Here is a 22,963-nt window from a genome sequence, read left to right as displayed (position 1 = left end):
GCAAACGTGTTTGGCGTGCTTTTCGTGTGGAACCGGAGCTTAAAGACGATATATATATTTTTCAAAGTACGAGATAAAGTTTCATGGGTCATCACGAAAGCGATTGCTTGCTATACTGAAAGTGCTTACAAGGTGATGGGAATATAAACGATCTTCGAAAGGGGCAGTAAGGCATGGTCAAGAAACAAATGCTATCCGTCGGATTGGCGGTGGCGCTCGGGACAACAGCCGTCGGCTGCAGCAGCGACATGAAACCGGATCAACCCAATGTGCCGGCTGCATCGGAGAAGACCGATGACAAGACGCCAGTCACCTTCACTCGCTTCCAGTTCAATCAGGAAAAGGACGTTATGGCAACGAATACGGTCATTGGCAAGGAGCTGGAGAAGCAAACGGGCGTCAATTGGAAGATGGAGTACTTAGTCGGCGACGGCAAAACGAAATCCGGCGTCATGATCGCGAGCGGCGACTACCCGGATGTTATCGTGCCCGAGGGCGAGATTGACAAGCTGATGGATGCGGGCGCTTTCATCCCGCTGGACGACCTGATCGAGAAGCACGCTCCGAACATCAAGCGCGTATACGGTCCTTACTACGATAAATTCAGACAGAAGGACGGTAAAATCTATCATCTGCCGTTTTCCGCCGACATCGGGTATATTCCCGATCCGAATATTGGACAAGGCGCCTTCTGGATTCAGCGCTCCGTGCTGAAGGAATTCGGATATCCGGTCATCAAAACGCTCGACGAATATTTCGATCTCATCAAGAAGTACAAGGAGAAGTATCCGCAGGTGGATGGAAAGGCTACCATCGGCTTCGCGGCATTAGGCGGTGTGAAGGATAACTTCTTCGTCATTACGAATCCGACGATGCATCTGGCGGGATACCCGAACGACGGCGGCGTTACGGTCGATATGAAGACGCTGGAGGCTAAGGTCTACGCCGCAACGGACTGGGATAAGCGCTGGTTCAAGAAGCTGAACGAAATCAACGCCGAAGGCTTGTTCGATCAGGAATCGTTCACGGTCAACAAAGACCAATACTTGGCTAAGTTGACCTCCGGAAGGGTGCTCGGTTACTTCGGCTATAACTGGATGGTCGGGGATGCCACCAATAACCTGAAGAAGGCCGCCATCGACGAGAGGCGTTACGCGCCGCTGCCGATCGTTTTCGATAAGGACATCAAGGATCAATACATAGATCCGCCAGCCTTTGTCAACAATCGCGGGATCGGCATTTCGGTGAAAGCCAAAGATCCGGTGCGCATTATTAAATACTTCGACAACATGCTGACGGAAGAAAATCAAATCCTTTCCCAATGGGGAATCAAGGGCCAAACGTACAATGTCGATGAAAAAGGCCGCTATTATATGACGCCTGAACAAATCAAGCAGCGCAACGATCCGGAGTTCAAGCGTTCCTTCGGCTGGCAATATTTCGAATACAGCTGGCCGCGCTACGGCAGCAGCTCCGTGCTGAAGGACGGCAATGCGTTCGCCGTAGGCAACCAGCCGGAAGTGGCGTATATGGAATATACGGAAGGCGACAAAAAAATTCTCGCCGCTTATGGCGCAAAAACATTCTCCGGAATGTTTTCAAACCCGGACAAACGTCCTTGGTTCCCGGCTTGGAGCATCAACCTGGGCCAAGGTACGCCGGAGCAGCTTTTCGGCCAGAAGTCGCAAGATTTGCAGCTGAAATATTTGCCGAAATTGGTCATGGGCTCTCCGGCGCAATTCGATGCGACCTGGAACGAGTATGTGACCGAATACAATAAGCTTGACAAGAAAACGTATGAAGAGACGATCACGAAGGTGGTCAAGGAACGCGTCGCCCAAGCCAAATAAAGCCGAATAAAGATTAGAGGGGGAAGGTCGGAATGTTCAACATTCCGGCCCTCTACTCGATAGAACAGACGGAAAGGAGTGCACGAGGTGGGGAAAAATCATACAGAATCATTCGTTACGGCTTCTCGGAAAACGAGTTCCCCGGTTTCGGGTCTACCGTTATTTTTCAAAAAACTGGCTAAACAAAAGGCGCTCGTCCTCATGTCGGTTCCGTTCCTGCTCTGGCTCATTCTCTTCAAGTATGTGCCGCTGTGGGGATGGGTTACGGCGTTCCAGAAATATCGGCCCGCCAAAAAATTTGCCGATCAGGAGTGGGTCGGCTGGACGAATTTCCAAGCAATTTTCCAGGAAGATGCGTTCTATCAAGTTCTGCGCAATACGCTTGTGCAAAGCGGGATCAAACTGGTACTGGGCTTCGTCACGGCGATTGCACTGGCGATTTTACTCAACGAGCTTCGCAATTTGCTATTCAAACGCGTCGTGCAGACGATCAGTTATTTGCCGCACTTCGTTTCCTGGGTCGTAGCGGCCAGCATTATCTCAACAGCACTTGCTCCAGAAGGGATCGTCAATGTGCTTCTCATCAAGTTCGGCCTCCTGGACGGCCCTATTCTGTGGCTCGGTAAAGGGGAGTACTTCTGGGGGATACTGGGCGCATCCGAGGTATGGAAGGATGTAGGCTGGAATACGATTATCTACTTGGCGGCGATCACGACCATCGACCCTTCCCAATACGAAGCGGCCGAAATCGACGGCGCGAGCCGCTTTCAGCGCATTTTGCACATTACGCTGCCGGGATTGAAACCGGTTATCGTGATTCTTTTGATTCTTAACATTGGGAATATATTGGAGTCGGGCTTCGAGCCGCAGTATTTGCTCGGCAACGGAATGACCGTTGAGTATTCCGACAACCTTGACATATTCGTGTTGAAGTGGGGGTTGAACATGGGGAACTATTCCTTGGCAACCGCCGCGGGGATTTTCAAAACGGTCGTCAGCTTTATTCTCCTCATATCGGCCAATAGCATTGCCAAGAAGCTCGGAGAAAGTAGACTGTTCTAATATAATATGAATGAAGGAGGAGGTCGGCTGCGATGAGCGAGATGAACGCCAGCCCTTCAAAAATCAGATATTCCAGCTTATCCGATAAGCTGTTCGATTGGTTCAATATTGCGTTTATGATCGGATTAGCGATCGTCACTCTGTACCCTTTCGTCAATATGGCCGCCGTATCGTTCAATGACGCGAATGATTCGATTCGCGGGGGGATCTACTTGTTTCCCCGTATGTGGACCTTGGATAACTATAACTATATTTTCAAGGAAGCGGCTATTTATCAGGCTACGATCATCTCCGTGCTGCGTACCCTGCTCGGCACCGTCTTATCCGTGTTCTGCACCGCGATGCTGGCTTATACGCTGACACGTCCCGATTACGTGCTGCGCAAGTTCATGTCGATGGCCTTCATCTTCACGATGTATTTTAGCGGGGGCTTGATTCCCACTTACCTGCTGATTCGTAATTTGGGCTTGACGAACTCGTTCTGGGTATACATCTTACCGGCTGTCATCGGTGTCTTTAATATGATCGTCATCCGATCCTTTATCGAGGGACTGCCGGAGGGCCTCCTGGAGTCGGCCCGGATCGACGGGGCGAGCGAATTTGCTACCTTCTTCCAGATCGTGCTTCCGCTGACGGTTCCGGCCTTGGCCACCGTATCGTTGTTCGTCGCGGTAGGCCAATGGAACTCCTGGTTCGATGTCTTTCTGTACAACTCATCTAACGGCAAGCTGAGCACGCTTCAATACGAGCTTCAGAAAATATTGCAGACGACCAACACGTCGTCCACGTCGGCTGCGGATCAATTCGCATCCGCGCAAGGAAATATAACGTACGTAACTCCGACATCTATCCGTGCCACCATGACCATCATCGCAAGCGTTCCGATCGTCTTGGTCTACCCGTTCCTGCAGAAGTATTTCGTCAAAGGGCTTACGGTCGGCGGCGTGAAAGGTTAATACAACAAAGAGGCCCCCGCGTGATGGGGGCTAGAGAGGGAGATTAGGGCGTGAAGGAAAAAGGATATTCAAGCCGCAAAGCGATTCCTTCTTTGCGTTCGGTGTACAAGGATGCCTTCGACATCGGAGCGGCTGTGAACCTGACGACGATCGAGACGCAGAAGGGGCTGCTGACTGAGCATTTCGGCAGCATCACGCCGGAGAACGAGATGAAGTTCGAACGGCTGCATCCGCAGGAGGAGGTCTACACGTTCGAGGCGGCCGACCGGATTGTGGAGTTTGCGACCAATCACGGCTTGAAGGTGCGCGGGCATACGCTTGTTTGGCACAACCAAACTCCGGATTGGGTGTTCACGGGGAAAGACGGAAAACCGGCGGACGGGGAGACGCTGCTCGCGCGCATGAAGGCTCATATCGACACGGTGGTCGGCCGGTATAAAGGAGCCGTTTACGGCTGGGATGTGGTCAACGAGGCGATCGAGGACAAGAGCGATCTGTATTTGCGCGAGTCCCGCTGGCTGGAGCAAATCGGCGAATCCTTTATCGCCAAGGCCTTCGAATTCGCGCATGAGGCCGACCCGAAGGCGGTTCTGTTCTATAACGATTACAACGAATGCGATCCGATAAAACGAGATAAAATCATCCGTCTGCTGAAGACGCTGAAGGAGCGGGACGTACCGGTTCATGGCGTAGGTCTGCAAGGTCACTGGAATTTGCACCATCCTTCCTTGGACGATATCCGATCAGCCATCGAGAAGTATGCCGCCCTCGGCCTGCAGATTCAGGTGACGGAGCTGGATATTTCCGTATTTGAATATAACGACCGCCGGACGGATCTGGGCGCACCGACCGAGAGCATGCTGGAGCGTCAGGCGCAATTGTATGAGCAGGTGTTCCGGCTGTTCCGGGAATACAAGGATGTCATTACGTCCGTCACCTTCTGGGGCGCTGCCGACGATTACACGTGGCTGGATGACTTCCCCGTCCGTGGACGCAAAAACTGGCCGTTCGTCTTTGACGCTAGTCACAAGCCGAAAGACTCCTTCTGGAAAATAGCGGAATGGAAATTGCCTGAGGAAGCATGGATATAGATAGGAGAGAATCATGCATGAAAGAATCAACACAGGATAAGAGCTGCGCCTGTTGGCTCCGCTATGAAACCATACAGGATGAGCAGGTAAAGAAACAGTACAACTTCTGGTGCTCCGAAGTAGCTCTGACTGAACAATCTGCCTTGCTGCAAACAGCCGAGCAAGAGCTTGTCCAAGCCTTGGATGCCATGCTCGGGGGGCGTCCCCGTGATACTGGCGCCGCTGCCGGAGCGCAGGGCGGGCGGATCGTGATTGGTGTTATCGGCAGCTCTCCTGCGAGGGATCAAGCTCTTGCATGGAGCGGCCCTGTCCCCAAGGACAGCGACGGCTATGCGATCCGCTCGGGTACGGATGAAAAAGGACCTTATATTTCCCTGGCCGGACACTCGGAACGCGGAGCGCTCTATGCGGTATTTCACTTTCTGAAGCTGCTTCAGACCGGCAAGAAGCTGGATGCTCTGGAAATTCAAGAGGCCCCGGCGAATGGGTTGCGAATGATCAATCAATGGGACAATATGGACGGCTCGATTGAACGGGGTATGCGGGGAAGTCGATCTTTTATGAAAATAACCGCATCGTTGAAGATGTAAGCCGTGTCCGGGACTACGCAAGACTGCTTGCTTCGGTCGGGATCAATGCGATTGCCATAAACAATGTGAATGTCCATCAATGCGAGACTCGACTCATTACCGGGCAAGGATTGATCGATGTCAAGCGGTTGGCTGACGTATTCAGAGCTTATGGCATCCGCTTATTCCTGAGCATTAACTTCGCAAGCCCGATCGAGATTGGAGATCTGCGGACGGCAGATCCGCTTGATCGGGCGGTTGCCGCTTGGTGGAGGGCGAGAGCGGAGGAGATTTACCGGCTTATCCCGGATTTTGGCGGCTTCCTTGTGAAGGCCGACTCGGAATTCCGGCCAGGTCCGTTCACCTACGGCCGCAATCATGCGGATGGCGCCAACATGCTGGCGGAGGCTGTGGCTCCTTTTGGCGGAACGGTCATATGGCGCTGCTTCGTCTACAACTGCCTGCAGGACTGGCGCGACCGCAAGACCGACCGGGCCAAGGCAGCCTATGATCACTTCATGCCGCTTGACGGCGAATTCAGAGATAACGTCATCCTGCAGATCAAAAACGGGCCGATGGATTTCCAGGTCAGGGAGCCGGTATCTCCGTTGTTCGGCGGTCTGGCAAGGACCAATCAGCTGCTTGAGCTGCAAATTACTCAGGAATACACCGGGCAGCAGCGTCACTTATGCTATCTTGTACCCCAATGGAAGGCGGTCCTTGATTTTGACACGTTTGCCCAAGGAGAAGGGTCAACCGTGGCTCGTGCGGCTAGCGGCAGCTTGTTTAACAGACCTGTTGGAGGAATGGCGGCCGTATCCAACATCGGGAACGATATGAATTGGACCGGGCACGATCTGGCGCAAGCCAATCTATTCGGATTTGCCAGGTTGGCCTGGAACCCGACTCTTTCGGCGGAAGGAATCGCGCAGGAGTGGATACAGATGACGTTCGGCAGCGATCCGGTGGTGGAAGAAACCATCTTAGGCATGCTGATGGACTCCCTGGACATCTACGAACGCTACACGGCTCCTCTGGGCGTAGGCTGGATGGTGAATCCGAATCATCACTACGGCCCCAATGTGGACGGGTACGAATACTCCAAGTGGGGGACCTATCATTTTGCCGATTGCCGCGGGATAGGTGTGGACCGTACATCCGCTACGGGCACCGGCTATTCGGCCCAATACCATCCGCCTCAGTCGGATAGGTACGAATCCTTGGACAGCTGCCCGGATGAGCTGTTACTGTTTTTCCATCATGTTCCGTATACCCATCGGCTGAAATCCGGCAAGACGGTCATTCAGCATATTTATGACACCCATTTCGAGGGGGCGGAGCAGGCGGAAGGCCTTATCGGGAAATGGGATGCGCTGGAAGGCAAGGTTGACGCTACGCGCCATGAACGGGTGCGCAGCAGGCTTGTCGAACAGGCCGGGCATGCCAAAGAGTGGCGCGACATGATCAACACCTATTTCTTAAGAAAAAGCGGAATCCGGGATGAACGAGATCGTGTGATTTATTAGCCCGGACAAGTGGGGGGGCCTCGTGTCATAAACATGAACAAGAAAACTCTCTTTAACGACGGGTGGGAATTTGCAAAAAGCGGTTTGGAAGCGGCGGATTGCACCGGCCTGGCGTTCGAGCCCGTGGATATCCCCCATGATTGGCTTATTTATAATATGCTTAATCTTTATGAGAACAGCATAGGCTGGTATCGCAAGAGGTTTAGCTGCCATAAGGCGGATCGGCAGCTTCTGCTGGAATTTGACGGTGTGTATATGGACTCTACCGTCTATGTAAACGGGCAATGGGTAGGCGAATGGAAGTACGGATACTCCTCCTTCGAACATGACATCACCGCCGCCGTCGTCAAGGGGGAGAATGAGCTGGTTGTGAAGGTCGTGCATCAAAGCCCGAGCAGCAGATGGTATTCGGGGGCGGGCATCTACCGCAATGTATGGCTCAAAACAAGAGGCAGCTCATATATAGCCACGAACGGCATCTACATCGCTACAAAGAAGACGGATGAAGGCTGGCAGGTCGAGGTGGATACCGAGGTCCGTATAGAGGAAGATGTGCGGATCTCGCATACGCTTCTCTACCAGGATCAAAGGGTTGCCGCCGCTGAAGAGCGGATGTCCGGCCAGAGCGGTGGTGCACAAGTAAACCGGCAAACGCTGTCGGTTCCGAATCCTCTGTTATGGGACACGGATACCCCGAACCTTTACCGGCTGATCACCCGATTGGAGCTGGCCGCGTCGGGGCGTGAGATCGAATCCATTTCGCAGTACATCGGGTTTCGAACCATTGAGATGGATCCCCGGGAAGGACTCCGCCTTAATGGAAAAAGGATGAAATTGAACGGGGTTTGCGAGCATCATGATTTGGGCGCCCTGGGTGCCGCATTCCATAAGACGTCTATGCGAAGAAGGCTTGGCATCCTGAAGGACATGGGCGTCAACGCGATACGGACCGCCCATAATATGCCCGCCCGGGAGCTGATGGACTTAGCGGACGAGATGGGGATGCTTGTCGTCTCCGAAGCCTTTGATATGTGGGAGCGGCCCAAAACCAGGTATGACTACGCAAGGTTTTTCAAGGAATGGGCTTCTGCCGATGTGAAAAGCTGGGTCACGCGCGATCGGAATCATCCGAGCCTGCTCATGTGGAGTATCGGGAATGAGATTTACGATACCCATGCGGATGAGCGGGGGCAGGAAATCACCCGGTTCCTTATGGACGAAGTCGAAGCTCATGATCCGAAGGGAAATGCGAGAGTGACGATCGGCTCGAATTATATGCCTTGGGAGAATGCCCAGAAGTGTGCCGATATCGTGAAGGTTGCCGGATATAATTATGCGGAGAAATATTACCGCCAGCATCATGAACAGCATGAGGACTGGATTATTTATGGCAGCGAAACATCCTCTGTCGTGCAAAGCCGGGGCATCTATCATTTCCCGTTTGAAAAATGCATTCTTGCCGACGATGATGAGCAGTGCTCAGCCCTCGGGAACAGCCCGACGAGTTGGGGAGCCCGTTCAGCCGAGGCATGTATATTGGCCGAAAGAGACGCGCCGTTCTCCCTCGGTCAATTTATATGGACCGGATTTGACTATATCGGCGAACCGACTCCGTACCATACGAAAAATTCTTACTTCGGACAGATCGATACGGCAACGTTCAAGAAGGATTCGTATTATCTGTATCAAGCGGCATGGACGGATTACAAGACCCATCCGATGGTGCATATATTCCCTTATTGGGATTTCAACCCGGGCCAAATGATCGATGTGCGGGTCTGCTCGAATGCTCCAATAATCGAATTACAGCTTAACGGTGTGCAGGTGGGCATCTTTAGCGCGGATCGGCAGCAGGGAACACAGCTTGTCGGCTGGTGGAAGATTCCTTATCAAGCGGGTGAGCTGACGGCCATCGCCTATGATGAAGCAGGCCGCAGGATTGCGGTCGATAGCAGAAAATCGTTCGGAGATGCGAAGCGAATACGATTGAACGCTGACAAGCAGCGGCTGGCGGCTGACGGCACGGATCTCTTGTTTATAGAGATGACGATGGAAGATGAGAACGGCCATCCTGTAGAAAACGCTACTAATCGAGTGCACGTGCTTGTTACAGGCGCAGGTCGGCTGATTGGCCTTGATAATGGGGACAGCACGGATTATGATCCTTATAAAGGATGCAGCAGAAGGTTATTTAGCGGCAAGGCTATGGCCATCGTTGGAGCGACATTGGAGCCCGGCACGATCCGGGTCGAAGTCTCTTCCGCAGGATTAGAAAGCGAGATAGCGGAATTCGAGTCTTTTCCGGCCGGGGAGAAGACAGCGGTGGGAATTTCTTCGAAGATGAGAAACCAAGAGCTGCCCTGTGTCATGGGGAGCAGCGATGAAATTCCTGTTCGCAAAATTGAGATCACGAGCGATTCGGGACAAACGTTTGACGAATCGACCCGGGAGCTGAAGGTCCGGGCCAGGCTGTACCCTGCAGACGCCACCTATCAAGAAGTGGAGTGGAGCGTGGTGGACGATGGCGGGATTGAGTCCCCGATCGCCAAGGTGGAGGGGAACCATCATGAAGCCAGGATCGTCGCGCTCGGGGACGGGGAGTTCCGGGTTCGCTGCTCGAGCAGGAATGGCGGCGACAAGACCCGAATCATCTCTCAATTGGAGTTTAAAGCTGCCGGACTTGGAACTGCCTACCTGAATCCCTACAGCTTTATATCCGCAGGTCTTTATGATTACAGCAAGGGCGATGTCGGCAACGGGAATGAACGAGGAATAGCCACCAGCCGAGATGGCGAAACCCGTGTAGGTTTTCATCATATAGACTTCGGTCCCTATGGTTCCGATACGATTACCATCCCGATATTTGCTTTGGCGAGCGAGGAGTATTCTCTGCAAATATGGGAAGGGATGCCGGATGAAGAACAAAGCTCACTGCTGGCTGATGTGATCTATCAGAAACCAACGAAGTGGAATACGTATCAGGAAGAAACCTATCGTTTGTCCAAGAAACTTCGCGGCATTACTTCGATTTGCTTTGTCCTGCGTCAGAAGGTGCACATCAAGGGATTCACCTTCGCGCCAAGTCATAGAGCCTTCGAGCTTCATTTCGCGGCGGAATGCGACCGTATCTATGGGGATACATTTACCGTAAGCGAAACGAATGTGGAGGGAATAGGCAATAACGTTTCACTGGAGTTTGGACAGATGGATTTCGGGTGTGACGGCGCTACGAGACTTGTTGTCTATGGCCGATCGCCTCTTGATCAAAATACGATTCATATCCGGTTTGCGAGCCATGAAGGGGAAAGCAAGCAGCTTGTCGATTTCACGCTGTCCGATGGTTATGAGGAGCAAGTCTTCGAGCTGGAGAAGGTCACAGGCGTTCAACAAGTAACCTTCATTTTCCTCCCCGGCTCTGACTTCGATTTTGGCTGGTTCCGTTTTGAGAGGTAAGCTAGGCAGGATTCTAACCATATATTCACAAAGGAGACTCTACAATGAAGCAGAAAGTAACGGGACCCCATCAGCCGTTAGTTACCCATATTTATACGGCCGATCCTTCCGCACATGTGTTTGAAGGCAAGATTTATATTTATCCGTCGCATGATCTGGATCACGATGGTCCGAGCAATGATAATGGAGATCAATATAAGATGGAAGACTACCATGTTCTGTCCATGGACAATTTCGATTCGCCGGTCGTCGATCATGGACAGGTTCTTCATCTGAAGGATATTCCGTGGGCTTCCCAGCAGCTCTGGGCACCGGATGCGGCCTATAAGAACGACACCTATTATTTGTTTTTTCCGGCGCGGGATCATGACGGGATTTTCCGGATCGGCGTAGCGACGAGTGCATCCCCGGCTGGGCCATTTACACCTCAGGCCGATTACATCCAAGGCAGCTTCAGCATTGACCCGGCTGTGTTTGTGGATGACGATAACCGTGCTTATATGTTTTTTGGCGGCCTGTGGGGCGGGCAACTGGAGAAATGGCAGACAGGTACGTTCGAGCCCGATGCGTCAGGTCCCGCTCTAGACGAGCCTGCGTTAGGACCTCGCGCCGCGTTGTTAAGCGATGATATGCTTTCCTTCCAAGGTCCGGTGCAGGAAATTTCCATAGTCGATGAGGAGGGCAAGCCGATTCTGGCCGGCGATGAAGACCGACGGTATTTTGAAGGCCCTTGGGTACACAAGTACAACGGGTACTACTACCTGTCCTTCTCGACAGGCTCCACTCACAAGCTTGTATATGCCATGAGCCGGGATCTGCTTGGCCCCTATACCTACAAAGGGACGATCTTGACTCCGGTCATCGGGTGGACGACTCACCACTCCATCGTTCAATTTGAGGAAAAATGGTACCTGTTCTATCACGATAGTTCCCTGTCGGAGGGAGTCAACCACAAGCGCTGCGTGAAATATACGGAGCTGGAATATAACGAAGACGGGACGATCCGGACGATTGATCCTTATAAGTAAGGTAGGGTAGGCCGTCTGCTGATGGAACCGTTGATACTTGCGGAATCGTCCAAGCGTATCATGAGATCCGGAGGATAGGAAGCACTATGAAGATTACGGTACAAGATGTCATTGATCAGCTGACTGCCCCTGCGGGCACGCTGGAATCAGCGGTGGATACCCTTCGATCGGGCGATCCGAACCAGCAGGTGACGGGAATCGTCACCACCTTTGTAGCCTCGCAGCATGTGATTGAACAGGCGCTTTCCCTGGGGACCAACCTGATCATTACGCATGAAGGAACCTACTACAGTCATCAGGATCATACGGATTGGCTGGAGCACAGCTCGGTCTATCGCGCGAAGCGCCGTCTGATTGAGGAGTCGGGGCTGGCTATTTATCGGTTCCATGATTTCATCCATCACTATCAGCCGGATGGAATCATGCAGGGATTACTTGCCGAGCTGGGATGGGAGCCGTACGTTACCGAGCACCAAAGGGCCGCGTCTATCCTGACACTGCCGCCGACTACCGTCAGAGAAACCGCCGATTATGTGAAGAAGCAATTGAAGCTTCCGTACGTTCGTCTGGTGGGCGAGCTGTCGATGAGCTGCAGCAGGGTGGGCGTGGTGGCGGGGTACCGGGGCGGGGGCAGACTGGTTATTCCTCTCTTCGAGCACGAGGGGCTGGATCTGGTCATAGCGGGCGAAGGACCGGAGTGGGAGACGCCGGAATACGTCAGGGATGCCGTGCGCCAAGGAAGGCAGAAGGCTCTAATCCTGCTTGGGCATGCACAAAGCGAAGAGCCGGGGATGAAGCATCTCGCAGGGGTTCTAGCGAAGCTGTTTCCGGGAATACCGGTTCATTTTATTTCGGAGGAACCTTTGTTTAACGTGATAGGATAGGCAGAGTAAGTGAGCGGCCTTTCTAAACCATCCGGTAGATGGTTTAGAAAGGCCGTATTTGTGCATATAGGGCAGTTGGTTCTATTCAGACATCCGTTCAAAGGCGCGAGCAGCCGCTTCAAGGGTCACTTGCACGTCTTCCTCGGTATGAGCCGTCGTGAGGAACCAGGCCTCGTATTTGGAGGGGGCCAGACAGATGCCCTGGTCCAGCATCAGCCGGAAGAACGCGGCGAACTGCTCGCTGCTTGTATCCTGCGCCTCCTCGTAGTTGGTTACCGGGTGGCTGCAGAAATGAGTCGACAGCGCGCCGCAGATGCGGTTGACGGTCAGCTCGATGCCATGGGTCCGCGCTGCCTCGGCCAATCCGTCTGCGAGCAGGGCGCCGAGCCGGTCCAACTGCTCATAGGTGCCCGGCTGCTTCAGCGCTTCCAGGCAAGCGATGCCTGCCGAGATCGAAGCCGGATTGCCTGCCATCGTCCCGGCCTGGTAGGCGGGACCGAGCGGGGCGACCTGCGACATGATCTCGGCCTTGCCGCCGTAGGCGCCGATCGGCAGCCCTCCGCCGATGATTTTGCCGAGGGCGGTCAGGTCCGGTTCGATGGCTGCGAGGTCGGTGCCCGGCGGCAGCCCTCCGAACGTCTGCGTCGTGCCATAATGGAAGCGGAAAGCGGTAATGACCTCGTCATAGATGACGAGCGATCCGTTGCGCCGCGCCGCTGCGCATAAGGCCTCAAGATAGCCGGGCTTCGGCATCACCATACCGAAATTGCCGACGACGGGCTCGACCATGACGGCGGCAACCTCGCTTCCCCAGCGGTCAAGCGCCTGCTCCAATGCGGGAATATCGTTGTAAGGGACGGTGATGACCTCATGAGCGATGCTGGTCGGGATGCCGGCGCTATCGGGAATTCCAAGCGTCGAAGGGCCTGAGCCGGCGGCCACCAGCACGAGATCGGAGTGGCCGTGGTAGCACCCGGCGAACTTAATGATTTTAGTGCGCCCGGTATAAGCCCTGGCGACCCGGATCGTCGTCATGACCGCTTCGGTGCCGGAGTTGACGAAGCGGACCTTGTCTAGCGACGGGATGGCCTCCTTCAGCATCCGGGCGAAGTGGATCTCCAGCTCGGTAGGCGTCCCGTACAAGGTGCCGTTCTCGGCTGCACGGCATATAGCCGCGGTGACATGGGGATGGGCATGGCCGAGTATGACGGGGCCGTAAGCGGCGAGATAATCGATGTACCGGTTGTCGTCCGCATCCCAGAAGTAAGCGCCCTGCCCGCGTTTCATGAAGACGGGGGCTCCGCCGCCGACGGCCTTGAAGGAACGCGACGGACTGTTGACGCCGCCTACGATATGCTCTAGGGCTTGTCCATAAAGGAGCTCCGAGCGGCTTCTATTCGTATGGGTAGGTTGAAATTGAAATGCCATAACATGCACGATCCTTTCTAAGTGGCGCTACAACCTGCAGGCTGAAATCTTATGATTGCTGATGATTCAATATTAAGATAAATTCCTACCAATATACAGGTATTTCTAGGGGAAAACCTTCAATTTATACGAAAAGGGGTGAAATTCTTCGCAATTGCGGGCTTTTGCTCTTGAGAGAAAAGGGGAGTCAAAAAGCCTGCGCATCCGCAGGCTTATTCGTTTCCAGAGACCAAGAGGTAAAGCCATAAAGAGCTGCCTCCCCCCCGTACACAGTGGGGCCCCTAGCCGAATCTATCCAAATTCAGAGACTTTTCATTGGATTTCAGTTAGGCTGTCAGGGACCTACTAGGCCCAAGCCTCATGCCCGCAAAGAGCCGCGCCAGGCCGCTATTTCTTGCCGGCTGAGCCGCCAGCGGGCTTCGGGGATTCCGCGGCCGTCTTCTTCTCCGCAGGAGCGAAGGGATCGCGTCCGGCAAATAGATTCTCTACATACTTGTGCAGCTTATCCCGATTCACGCTGATCACCGCAGCGCCGCCGATTCTCTTCTCGACGAGCAGCTCGGCCGGCGGGATCTGGGAGCTGGCCATCCCTTCCGTCTTGGCTTCCAGAGCAAGGGTGCCCAGCTTCAGCATGTCTACCGTGGCGAGATTCGTCTCGATATATGGATCGATGCTGTTCAAAATCCTCGGCATCCGGATTAGGGAACTGGTAGTTTGCATTTTCTGGGCCACCGCTGTCATGAATTTACGCTGGCGTTCCGTACGGGAGAAGTCGCTGAGCGCATCGTGGCGGAATCTTACATATTGCAAAGCCGTCTTGCCGTTTAATTGCTGTACGCCTTTTTTGAGGTTAATATCGAATTCGGGCTCTTCCGAGTCACGGTACTTCATATCCTTCTCGACCTCCAGCTCGATGCCGCCAAGTGCGTCGACCAACGAGATGAACCCCTGGAAGTCGGTATACACGTAATATTGAATCGGGATGCCAAGCAGCTCGCTCGCCGTTTTCATCGCCAGGTTAGGTCCGCCCGAGGCAACGGCCGTGTTGATCCGATCATCGCCATGGCCGGGAATCTTAACGTAGGTATCGCGCAGAATAGACAAGAGGACGGCTTTTTTCGTCACGGGATCGATGGACGCGACCATCATGGAATCGGAACGCGGAATTTCATTTTTCTTCAAGCCCCGCGAATCGCCGCCCAGGATCAGGACATTGACGCGTTCCGTGCCTTCCCATTTGGGCGGAAGCAGCGATTGCGCGGCGCCCGCTCCTCCTGTATGCTTGGACAAGCCGGGGAACTTGGACGATTCAGGGGTGCTTTGGATGTTAGTGGCAAACTTCAGAATTCCATAAGTATAATAACCGATGCCTGCAAGTAACAGAATAAGGACGAAAATGAACAGACGTTTGAAGGTACGTGCCATTAAATCGATCCCTCCTTGGAATGCGGATGCTTTTCGTGCTGCCCGGCATCGTGTATCATAACAAAGTGACGGCTTAGGTTCCCGAAAATTTCTCCTCATTATACCGGGAATCGCCATTAAGCCGCAAGCTTCGGCAAAATTAGACAGGAGGCTACCATACCAATGTCGCTCGCCATCGATGTGCGCAACCTGCGCAAAGAGTTTCAGGTTCAAAAGAACCGCGAAGGGCTTAAGGGAGCTTTTCGCGATCTGTTTAGAAGAGAGTATAACCACGTGAGAGCCGTTAAAGACATCAGCTTTCAAATTCCCAAAGGCGAAATCTGCGGATATATCGGGGAAAATGGCGCCGGCAAGTCCACGACGATCAAGATGCTGACCGGTATCCTCGTCCCGACTTCCGGGGACATCCGGGTCAATGGATATATTCCTTACAAGGAACGCGAAGCGTTCGTCCGCGGGATCGGTGTAGTGTTCGGTCAGCGCAGCCAGCTCTGGTGGGATCTGGGCGTTGTCGAATCGTTCCGGCTGCTGCAGAAGGTATACCGGGTGCCCGAAGGGGACTACCGCCTGCGGATGGACGAGCTGGTCGATCGGCTTCAACTGGGCGAGCTGCTGAATCGCCCGGTGCGGAAGCTGAGTCTGGGGCAGCGGATGCGCTGCGAGCTGGCAGCCTCGCTCATACACAATCCGTCGATCCTGTTTCTGGATGAGCCGACCATCGGTCTGGACATTGTCGTCAAGACGGAGATCCGTGAGTTCCTCAAGTCTCTGAACAGCCGCTACGAAACAACCATCCTGTTGACGACGCATGACCTGCAGGATATCGAGGCGCTTTGTTCGCGGGTGATTATGCTGGATGACGGTCGTATTATCTATGACGGCGGACTGGACGAACTGAAGGATCGCTGGGGCAAGGGAAAAGAAATTATTTTGCGCTTTGCCGAAGCGGTGGAGCTGGACCAGCTTCGCGCCTTGACGGAAGGACTGGAGGTCCAATGGTCGCTAGATAATGAGCTGACGGCGAAGGTCTGGATACCTCAGAAGAGCGTTGGCGTATCGGAGGTACTCGCCCGGGTAGTCCATGTCGTCGGCATCGAGGACATTAAGATCGTGGAAACCAACACCGACGACATCGTCCGTGAAATCTACAAGTCCGGCTCGGCCGAATCCAAGACTGAGGCCAAGGACGGCGAACGGGAAGTGGTTCTGCATGTCTAGCGCTTATCTGGACATTATCCGCATCCGCTTCTTGATGATGCTGGCCTACCGGGTCAACTATTATAGCGGCATTATTATTTATGCGCTCAACATCGGCGCTTATTACTTCTTATGGAAGGCGATCTACGGCACCAAGGAAGTGCTCGGAGGCCTGACTCTGGAGCAGATGACGACCTATGTGGCCGTGGGCTGGATGGCGCGAGCCTTCTACTTCAATAATCTGGACCGGGAAATTGCTAACGAAATCAAGGACGGCAGCGTGGCGATTCAGCTTATCCGGCCTTATAACTACATCCTGGTGAAAATGATGCAAGGTCTGGGCGAAGGCTTGTTCCGGCTGCTGTTGTTCTCCACCCCGGGTATGGTGGTCGTATCGCTGTTATTCTCCGTCAAGCTGCCGACCGATCCGAAGCTGTGGGGCGTCTTTCTTGTGATGCTGTTCTTCAGCTTTCTGATCAATACGCAGCTCAACATCATTACGGGCCTGAGCGCCTTTTTCCTGGAAAATAACGAGGGTCTGATGCGGATGAAGCGGGTGGCCGTCGATCTGTTCTCCGGGCTGGTCGTCCCGATGTCGTTTTTCCCCGGCTGGGCCGAAGGCATTCTGAAGCTGCTGCCGTTCCAGGCCATTACGTACTTGCCCGGCAAGGTCTTTACCGGAGCGGTTACGGGCAGCGCGGTGTATGACGGACTGCTGATTCAACTGCTGTGGTTTGTTGTGCTGCTGGCGCCGCTGTATGTGCTGTGGCGAAGCGCCCGATCGCGTTTGTTTGTGCAAGGGGGGTAGAGATCATTGTTCTTCTATGCGGGACTCGTTATCGATTATTTGAAAAATTACATGAAAACGCGCTTGACCTACCGGTCCGACTTCTGGATCGAGTTGCTGTCGGATTTGTTGTTCAACGGACTCAACCTATTTTTTATTCTGGTGGTGTTCGGCCATACGGCCACCATCGACGAATGGAACGAGCAGCAGGTGTTGTTCATTTACGGTTATTTTATGGTCGCATACGGAATTTTCATCACTTTTTTTAATCTGTGGAATTTTAGTGAGAAGTACATCGTCAAGGGAGAAATGGACCGGATCTTGACGCGGCCGGCTCATAACCTTGTGCAGCTGATGCTGGAGAACATGGACCCGTCCTCGTTATTCAGCGCGCTCGTAGGCTTGGTGATTATGGGCTTTACCTGGCCTCAGCTGGGACTTGAGCTGACTTGGTCCGACCCGCTCGTATTCGTGCTGCTGCTTGCCGGCTCAATTATGATCTATGCGGGGGTGTATATCTTTTTTACAGCGTTGTCGTTTTTCTCCGACGCGCCTACCGGCATCACCGCATTGCTCTGGAATTTGCAGAACTACGGACGTTACCCGATGACGATCTACAATGCTGTCATGAAGTTCACCTTGACCTGGGTGCTGCCGTTCGGCTTCGTCGGCTTTTACCCGTCCGCTTATTTTCTGGACCGGGCCAACTGGGGCAGCTTTGCCTTGCTTACGCCCGTGGTCGGAGCCGTATTCTTTACGATCGGCTTAACCGCATGGAATATCGGGGTTAAACGCTACCGCGGCGCAGGCTCGTAGAGCGCAGCGCGCCCTACGGCCAGCTGCTTTAGATATGGAGAGGAGAAGAAGAACTATGCATGAATTGACCGTCGGACAGCCCGTTCCCGACTTCACGCTGACCGCTGCGAATGGGGAGAGCGTCACGCTCAGCGAGTTTCGGGGCCGCCATGTCGTTCTGTACTTTTATCCCAGGAACATGACGCCTACCTGTACGGAGCAGGCCTGCCAATTCCGCGATTACTCCGGAGAGCTCGGCAATATGAACACCGCCGTCATCGGCATCAGTCCGGACCCTGTCCGCTCCCACCACAAGTTTGCAGCCAAGTACGAGCTGCCGTTCCCGCTGTTGTCCGATCCCGACCATCAGGTCGCCGAGCAGTTCGGAGTCTGGGCGCTGAAGAAGCTGTACGGACGCGAGTATATGGGGATTGTCCGGTCCACGTTCCTGATCGATAAGCAGGGAAGACTGGTGAGGGAATGGCGCAAGGTGAGGATGAAGGGGCATCTGGAAGAGGTTGAGCAAGCGGTGAGAGCCATGGAAGGAAACTAAGCAGATCGATTACACAAGACCGTCCGAGGATTCTATCCATGGGCGGTCTTTTTGCCGGATCGAGCCACAGAATCGAACCGGACGTTTTTTTCATGCCGGCTATCCAACAGGATAGAGCCTGAGTACGCGTACAGCGCGGACTCAGGCTTTTTCGGCATGGCCGAGGGGACATATATTTCCTGTGCCGTCTTATCAAAAAATGTCCCTACAGCGCCTCCGCCCGGGATCCTACACTAAAGGCATACCGAATGGCTGGGGAGGTAGAGGACAAGTGAATTGGTGGTCAACAAACAAGCTTCGTCTCATTCAAAATAACTTGAGAGAAATCGACGCGGATCTGGATGTGGACCGATTGATCTCGGAACTGAAGCAGTACGAAGCCAACGTACTTATGATGAATGCAGGCGGAATGTTCGCCTTTTATCCAACGGAGCTGGACTTCCAGTATGTAACGCCGTACTTGAAAAAGGATCTGCTCGGGGAGGCCGTAGCGAAGGCTCATGAAAGCGGGATGAAGTTTATAGCCCGGTTCGACTTCAGCAAAGCGCATGAGAGCTTGTTCGAGCGGAGCCCGGAGTGGTTTTACCGGACACGGGCCGGGCAAGAGGTGAATTATGACGGGATCGTACACACTTGTCTGAATAGCGAGTATCAGCAGCAGCTTTCCCTGCGGATGATCGAAGAGGTCATTGCGAAGTATCCGGTCGACGGCATTTTCTTCAATATGTTCGGTTACCAGCATTGGGATTATAGCGGCAATCATTACGGACCGTGCTACTGCGACAATTGCAAGAGGCGGTTCGCGGAGATGTACGGAGCCGACTTGACGCGGTACGACGGACCCGGGCATGAGCTTCACGAAGCCTACAGGCAGTTCCAGGAGATCACGGTACGGGACATTCTGCGGCGCATTCAGGAGGCTGTGAAAACCGTAAGGCCGGACGTCGCGATCTGCACGTATTTTCCGGACTACGTGGATATCGTTCGCAAGGAGTCCAATACGGCACTTCACCGTGTGTTGCCGACCTGGCTGTACTCGGCCTCCGAGAACGTCGCTTCCGTCGAGAACAGCTGGGATGACAAGCTGGTCAGCAATTGCTGCATCAATGCCATTGATCTGACCTATCGGTTCACCGGCGTCTCCAAGCATGAGGTCGAGATCCGGCTTTACGAAAATATCGCGAACGGGTCCGGCCTTGATTTCTGCATCATCGGCGCATTTGACGGGTATCCGGACGAAGCGAACTTCGAGGCGGCCAAAGCGGTGTATCAATTTCACTCCCGGCATGAACGGTTCTACGGGAATCTGGAATCCATGGCCGACGTCGCCCTGATCAAGCCGAAGGATGCGCATGCGCTCAAAGAATACGAGGGACTGTTCAAGATGCTGAAGGAGTCCCATATCTTATTCGATGTCGTCGTACAGGACAGACTAGCCGGCAAACTGGAGGCTTTGAGACAGGTAAAGGCGGTTATGCTCCCGGCCGTTGCCAGGCTTGAAGCCGGGCAGCGCGAAGCGCTTGTCGAGCTGCAGAGGGAGGGCATTCACCTGATCGCAACAGGCGGAGCCCTCCAGCAGGACGCGTTATCGCTGGATAAGCTGTTCGGAGCGGCCTCCGACGGCAGATTAAACGAGAAGCCGGCTGCGTATCTGAACGTTTCGGATAAACGCCTGTTCCCAAGCCTCGAGAAGCGAAGCTGGATCATCGCCGATCAAGCCTTCTCTTATACGACCTTCGAGCAAGGCGCAGACCGGCATATGCCCTTTATTGCTCCCTCCTCGTTCGGTCCGCCCGAGCGGGCATACGGACATGCGGAGAGCGGCTGGTTCGGACTGGGCATCGTAAAGCGCGGCGGCCGCGGCGTCTACTATCCCTGGAATCCGGGCGCATTATACGCGCGGCATGGGTTCGAGGATCACAAGTATGCGGTGATCGATGTCTTGAAGCACCTGCTGGAGGAGGAGCTTCGCTTATCCACGGATGCCCCGGCCTGCACCGAGTGGTTTCTGCACCGGCAGCCTGACGGCAGTCTTATGCTGCATGCGCTGAATTTGTCGGGCTTCAACGGGCTGACTTACAGCCAGCCTCTTCCCTTAAGCGCCATTCGGGTCGAGCTTCGCGGCCTCAACCCGCCGGCGCGCGTGTACGCGTTGCGCACCGGGCAAGAGCTATCCTGGCAGCCTTCGGAGGACGGCATAGCCATAACAGTCGCCTTGCCTGACGTCTATGAGGCCGTCATCATCGAACAGGCGACATGAACATCAACATGAATCGAGGTGCTCCGATATGAAAGCTGACGCTGCTGTGCGGCCGCAAGATGCAGGCGCAGCCCGCTCCGGCGGGCTGCTGGCCCGGATCCTCCAGCACCGGTCTATTTATTTGCTGGTGCTGCCCGGCCTGCTCTATTTTATTGTGTTCAAGTTTGCCCCCCTGTGGGGCCTGCTGCTGGCTTTTAAGGATTACAATCCGTTTCTTGGCTTTGCCGGAAGTCCGTGGGTGGGGGTAAGCCACTTCTCCACGCTGTTTGCGGATCCCAATTTTTATTTGATGCTGCGAAATACGTTTGCCATTAACTTTATCGCACTCGTCTTTCACTTTCCGCTGCCGATCCTGCTCGCCCTGATGTTGAACGAAATTCGTCACGAATCGTTCAAGCGCTTTAATCAGTCGATCGTGTATATGCCCCATTTTCTTTCATGGGTTGTGGTAGCGAGCCTGACGTTTTTCATGTTGTCGGCGGATGTAGGCGTGATCAACAAGGTGATCTCCTCCGCCGGGGGGGAAACCGTCTCCTTCCTTTCCGACCCGAATTACTTCTGGGGGATCCTTACCGCGCAGAATATGTGGAAGGAAGCGGGCTGGGGGACGATTATCTTCCTGGCGGCGATGGCGGGCGTCGATCCGCAGCGCTACGAAGCGGCCGTGGTCGACGGAGCGAGCCGGATGCGCCAGATCTGGCACATTACGCTCCCGGCGATCCGCCCGACGGTCATCATCCTGCTTATTCTCCGCCTCGGCAGTATGGCCGATATCGGCTTCGAGCAGGTGCTGCTGATGATTAACCCGCTCATCCTGTCCGTCGGCGAGGTATTCGACACGTACGCGTATACCCACGGTATTCTGCGCGGTCAGATCAGCGTCGGGGTAACGGTAGGCATGTTCAAGGGCGTCGTCGGTCTCGTATTCATCGTGACGTCGAATTATATCGTCAAGAAGCTCGGCCACGAGGGAATCTACTAAGCGCCCGCAAGACGATAGACAAGGAGGTTTACCGGATGAGCTTTGTGCAGAAAAAAAGAATGACCCTGTTCGACTGGATCAATTATAGCGGGATTACCCTCATTTCCGCGGCCTGCTTGTTCCCATTCCTGTATGTATTCAGCGTTTCCTTTACCGATCCGCAGGTGTACGTGCCGTTAAAGTTTTATTTGTTCCCCGACCAATGGTCGCTGGAATCGTATCGGTACATCCTGTCGACGAATAGCTTTCTGAATGCGCTGAAGAGCACGACCTTCATCACCGTCGTGGGTACGATTCTGAACATTGTCGTATCCTTCACGATGGCGTACGGCTTGACGAAGAAGACGCTGCCGGGCCATAAATTAATTATGGGCGGCGTGGTGTTTACGCTGGTGTTCAGCGCGGGCATCGTGCCGAACTACTTGCTGGTGAAGGAGCTAGGGCTGCTCAACTCGTATTGGTCGTTGATCTGGCCGAGCTTGACGAACGCCTGGAGCCTCATCGTGATCAAGAGCTTCATGGATTCCCTTCCAGCGGAGCTGGAGGATGCCGCCCGAATTGACGGCAGCTCCGATATCGGCGTATTTCTACGAATCATATTGCCGCTTTCGCTTCCCGCTATCGCGGCGTTCACGCTATTTTTCGCTGTCGCTCACTGGAATACGTATTTTAATGCGCTGGTCTATATCGCCGATTCCAAGAAATGGACACTGCAAATTCTGGTCAAGACGCTGGTCATCGACTCCAACTCCGTAGCCGTAGCGCAGGCAGGAGCGAGCGACGAAGCGGTCGTGCCGCAGGAGACGATCCGGATGGCCTCGATCGTACTGGCTATGGCGCCGATTCTGATCGTGTACCCTTTCCTGCAAAAGCACTTTGCCAAGGGTGTTATGCTCGGTTCCGTTAAGGGCTAGTTCCTTAGCGGCCCGATGGGGGGACCGGACGAATTTTGCAAGGGGGGAAGCGGAAGGAGCCCAAGGGGCGTGCAGCGCAGCGGGTTCCGGACTTTTTTTGCCCGCCTGGCAGGAGGTCAAGTTTTGTCTGTAGGCTGCCTGCAGCAGGCCCGCTACTATGAGGGTACCGGTCCTCTCTGAGGCTCAATAGGGGGCCGGATGAG

Annotated in this window: 17 protein-coding genes and 1 pseudogene; 16 read left to right on the top strand and 2 right to left on the bottom strand. The window is 54.1% G+C overall.

Annotated features, from left to right (window positions below; translation table 11 throughout):
* Window positions 1–173 precede the first annotated feature (173 nt).
* The 9 genes and pseudogenes from GSF01_RS22855 (at window position 174) to GSF01_RS22820 (ending at window position 12,419) form a co-directional block, all read left to right on the top strand.
* The gene (locus GSF01_RS22855) at window positions 174–1,850 is read left to right on the top strand and encodes an ABC transporter substrate-binding protein (protein ID WP_159887614.1); all 1,677 of its coding nucleotides are present in this window, start codon (window positions 174–176) and stop codon (window positions 1,848–1,850) included.
* An 87-nt stretch (window positions 1,851–1,937) separates the two neighbouring features.
* Window positions 1,938–2,912 (top strand): ABC transporter permease, encoded by a 975-nt coding sequence (locus tag GSF01_RS22850; RefSeq protein WP_159887613.1) that lies wholly within the window; start codon window positions 1,938–1,940, stop codon window positions 2,910–2,912.
* Window positions 2,913–2,944: 32 nt separating this feature from the next.
* A complete protein-coding gene (locus GSF01_RS22845) occupies window positions 2,945–3,868 on the top strand; it encodes a carbohydrate ABC transporter permease (RefSeq protein WP_159887612.1) in 924 nt (307 codons plus the stop codon).
* Between the two features lie 50 nt (window positions 3,869–3,918).
* A complete protein-coding gene (locus GSF01_RS22840; protein ID WP_159887611.1) occupies window positions 3,919–4,959 on the top strand; it encodes an endo-1,4-beta-xylanase in 1,041 nt (346 codons plus the stop codon).
* Window positions 4,950–6,313 (top strand): annotated as a pseudogene (locus GSF01_RS30465) (alpha-glucuronidase family glycosyl hydrolase); the annotation flags it as partial. The gene GSF01_RS22840 and the pseudogene GSF01_RS30465, both read left to right, overlap by 10 nt.
* A gap of 21 nt (window positions 6,314–6,334) precedes the next feature.
* A complete protein-coding gene (locus GSF01_RS30460) occupies window positions 6,335–7,054 on the top strand; it encodes a hypothetical protein (protein ID WP_407945793.1) in 720 nt (239 codons plus the stop codon).
* Between the two features lie 33 nt (window positions 7,055–7,087).
* Complete coding sequence (locus tag GSF01_RS22830; protein WP_159887610.1) at window positions 7,088–10,507, top strand: glycoside hydrolase family 2 TIM barrel-domain containing protein; 3,420 nt, start codon at window positions 7,088–7,090, stop codon at window positions 10,505–10,507.
* 44 nt (window positions 10,508–10,551) lie between these two features.
* On the top strand, window positions 10,552–11,535 hold the full coding sequence (locus GSF01_RS22825) for a glycoside hydrolase family 43 protein (RefSeq protein ID WP_159887609.1): 984 nt from the start codon (window positions 10,552–10,554) through the stop codon (window positions 11,533–11,535).
* An 86-nt stretch (window positions 11,536–11,621) separates the two neighbouring features.
* A complete protein-coding gene (locus GSF01_RS22820; protein ID WP_159887608.1) occupies window positions 11,622–12,419 on the top strand; it encodes a Nif3-like dinuclear metal center hexameric protein in 798 nt (265 codons plus the stop codon).
* Window positions 12,420–12,500: 81 nt separating this feature from the next.
* Here GSF01_RS22820 and GSF01_RS22815 read toward each other — a convergent pair whose 3' ends face one another.
* Complete coding sequence (locus tag GSF01_RS22815) at window positions 12,501–13,847, bottom strand: glutamate-1-semialdehyde 2,1-aminomutase (protein WP_159887607.1); 1,347 nt, start codon at window positions 13,845–13,847, stop codon at window positions 12,501–12,503.
* A 387-nt stretch (window positions 13,848–14,234) separates the two neighbouring features.
* Window positions 14,235–15,272 (bottom strand): LCP family protein, encoded by a 1,038-nt coding sequence (locus GSF01_RS22810; protein WP_159887606.1) that lies wholly within the window; start codon window positions 15,270–15,272, stop codon window positions 14,235–14,237.
* Between the two features lie 162 nt (window positions 15,273–15,434).
* Between GSF01_RS22810 and GSF01_RS22805 the strand changes: the two genes are divergently transcribed.
* The 7 genes from GSF01_RS22805 to GSF01_RS22775 all read left to right on the top strand — a co-directional run bounded on the left by GSF01_RS22805 (window position 15,435) and on the right by GSF01_RS22775 (window position 22,760).
* Entirely contained in the window at window positions 15,435–16,490 is a 1,056-nt protein-coding gene (locus GSF01_RS22805; RefSeq protein ID WP_159887605.1) for an ABC transporter ATP-binding protein, read from the top strand.
* Window positions 16,483–17,277: an ABC transporter permease gene (locus GSF01_RS22800; protein ID WP_159887604.1), complete on the top strand. Its 795-nt coding sequence runs from the start codon at window positions 16,483–16,485 to the stop codon at window positions 17,275–17,277. Before GSF01_RS22805 ends, GSF01_RS22800 begins: the two co-directional genes overlap by 8 nt.
* Window positions 17,278–17,283: 6 nt before the next feature.
* A complete protein-coding gene (locus tag GSF01_RS22795; RefSeq protein ID WP_159887603.1) occupies window positions 17,284–18,072 on the top strand; it encodes an ABC transporter permease in 789 nt (262 codons plus the stop codon).
* Window positions 18,073–18,127: 55 nt separating this feature from the next.
* Complete coding sequence (gene bcp, locus GSF01_RS22790) at window positions 18,128–18,604, top strand: thioredoxin-dependent thiol peroxidase (RefSeq protein WP_159887602.1); 477 nt, start codon at window positions 18,128–18,130, stop codon at window positions 18,602–18,604.
* Between the two features lie 271 nt (window positions 18,605–18,875).
* Window positions 18,876–20,864 (top strand): family 10 glycosylhydrolase, encoded by a 1,989-nt coding sequence (locus GSF01_RS22785; RefSeq protein WP_159887601.1) that lies wholly within the window; start codon window positions 18,876–18,878, stop codon window positions 20,862–20,864.
* Window positions 20,865–20,892: 28 nt separating this feature from the next.
* A complete protein-coding gene (locus GSF01_RS22780) occupies window positions 20,893–21,846 on the top strand; it encodes an ABC transporter permease (protein WP_159887600.1) in 954 nt (317 codons plus the stop codon).
* 35 nt (window positions 21,847–21,881) lie between these two features.
* Window positions 21,882–22,760, top strand: coding sequence for a carbohydrate ABC transporter permease (locus tag GSF01_RS22775; RefSeq protein WP_159887599.1), 879 nt, complete (start codon window positions 21,882–21,884; stop codon window positions 22,758–22,760).
* Window positions 22,761–22,963: the final 203 nt, after the last annotated feature.

The sequence above is a fragment of the Paenibacillus puerhi genome (genome assembly GCF_009846885.1).
In the GTDB taxonomy this organism is placed as follows: Bacteria; Bacillota; Bacilli; order Paenibacillales; family NBRC-103111; genus Paenibacillus_G; species Paenibacillus_G puerhi.
Note: the sequence above shows the minus strand (reverse complement) of the source record. Positions and strands in the feature narration are given on the sequence as shown.

Coding starts and splice junctions, on each gene's coding strand:
- GSF01_RS22855 (WP_159887614.1), top strand. CDS start 174: ATGGTCAAGAAACAAATGCTATCCGTCGGATTGGCGGTGGCGCTCGGG.
- GSF01_RS22845 (WP_159887612.1), top strand. CDS start 2,945: ATGAGCGAGATGAACGCCAGCCCTTCAAAAATCAGATATTCCAGCTTA.
- GSF01_RS30460 (WP_407945793.1), top strand. CDS start 6,335: ATGGCGGCCGTATCCAACATCGGGAACGATATGAATTGGACCGGGCAC.
- GSF01_RS22830 (WP_159887610.1), top strand. CDS start 7,088: ATGAACAAGAAAACTCTCTTTAACGACGGGTGGGAATTTGCAAAAAGC.
- GSF01_RS22825 (WP_159887609.1), top strand. CDS start 10,552: ATGAAGCAGAAAGTAACGGGACCCCATCAGCCGTTAGTTACCCATATT.
- GSF01_RS22820 (WP_159887608.1), top strand. CDS start 11,622: ATGAAGATTACGGTACAAGATGTCATTGATCAGCTGACTGCCCCTGCG.
- GSF01_RS22815 (WP_159887607.1), bottom strand. CDS start 13,847: ATGGCATTTCAATTTCAACCTACCCATACGAATAGAAGCCGCTCGGAG.
- GSF01_RS22810 (WP_159887606.1), bottom strand. CDS start 15,272: ATGGCACGTACCTTCAAACGTCTGTTCATTTTCGTCCTTATTCTGTTA.
- GSF01_RS22805 (WP_159887605.1), top strand. CDS start 15,435: ATGTCGCTCGCCATCGATGTGCGCAACCTGCGCAAAGAGTTTCAGGTT.
- GSF01_RS22800 (WP_159887604.1), top strand. CDS start 16,483: ATGTCTAGCGCTTATCTGGACATTATCCGCATCCGCTTCTTGATGATG.
- bcp (WP_159887602.1), top strand. CDS start 18,128: ATGCATGAATTGACCGTCGGACAGCCCGTTCCCGACTTCACGCTGACC.
- GSF01_RS22780 (WP_159887600.1), top strand. CDS start 20,893: ATGAAAGCTGACGCTGCTGTGCGGCCGCAAGATGCAGGCGCAGCCCGC.
- GSF01_RS22775 (WP_159887599.1), top strand. CDS start 21,882: ATGAGCTTTGTGCAGAAAAAAAGAATGACCCTGTTCGACTGGATCAAT.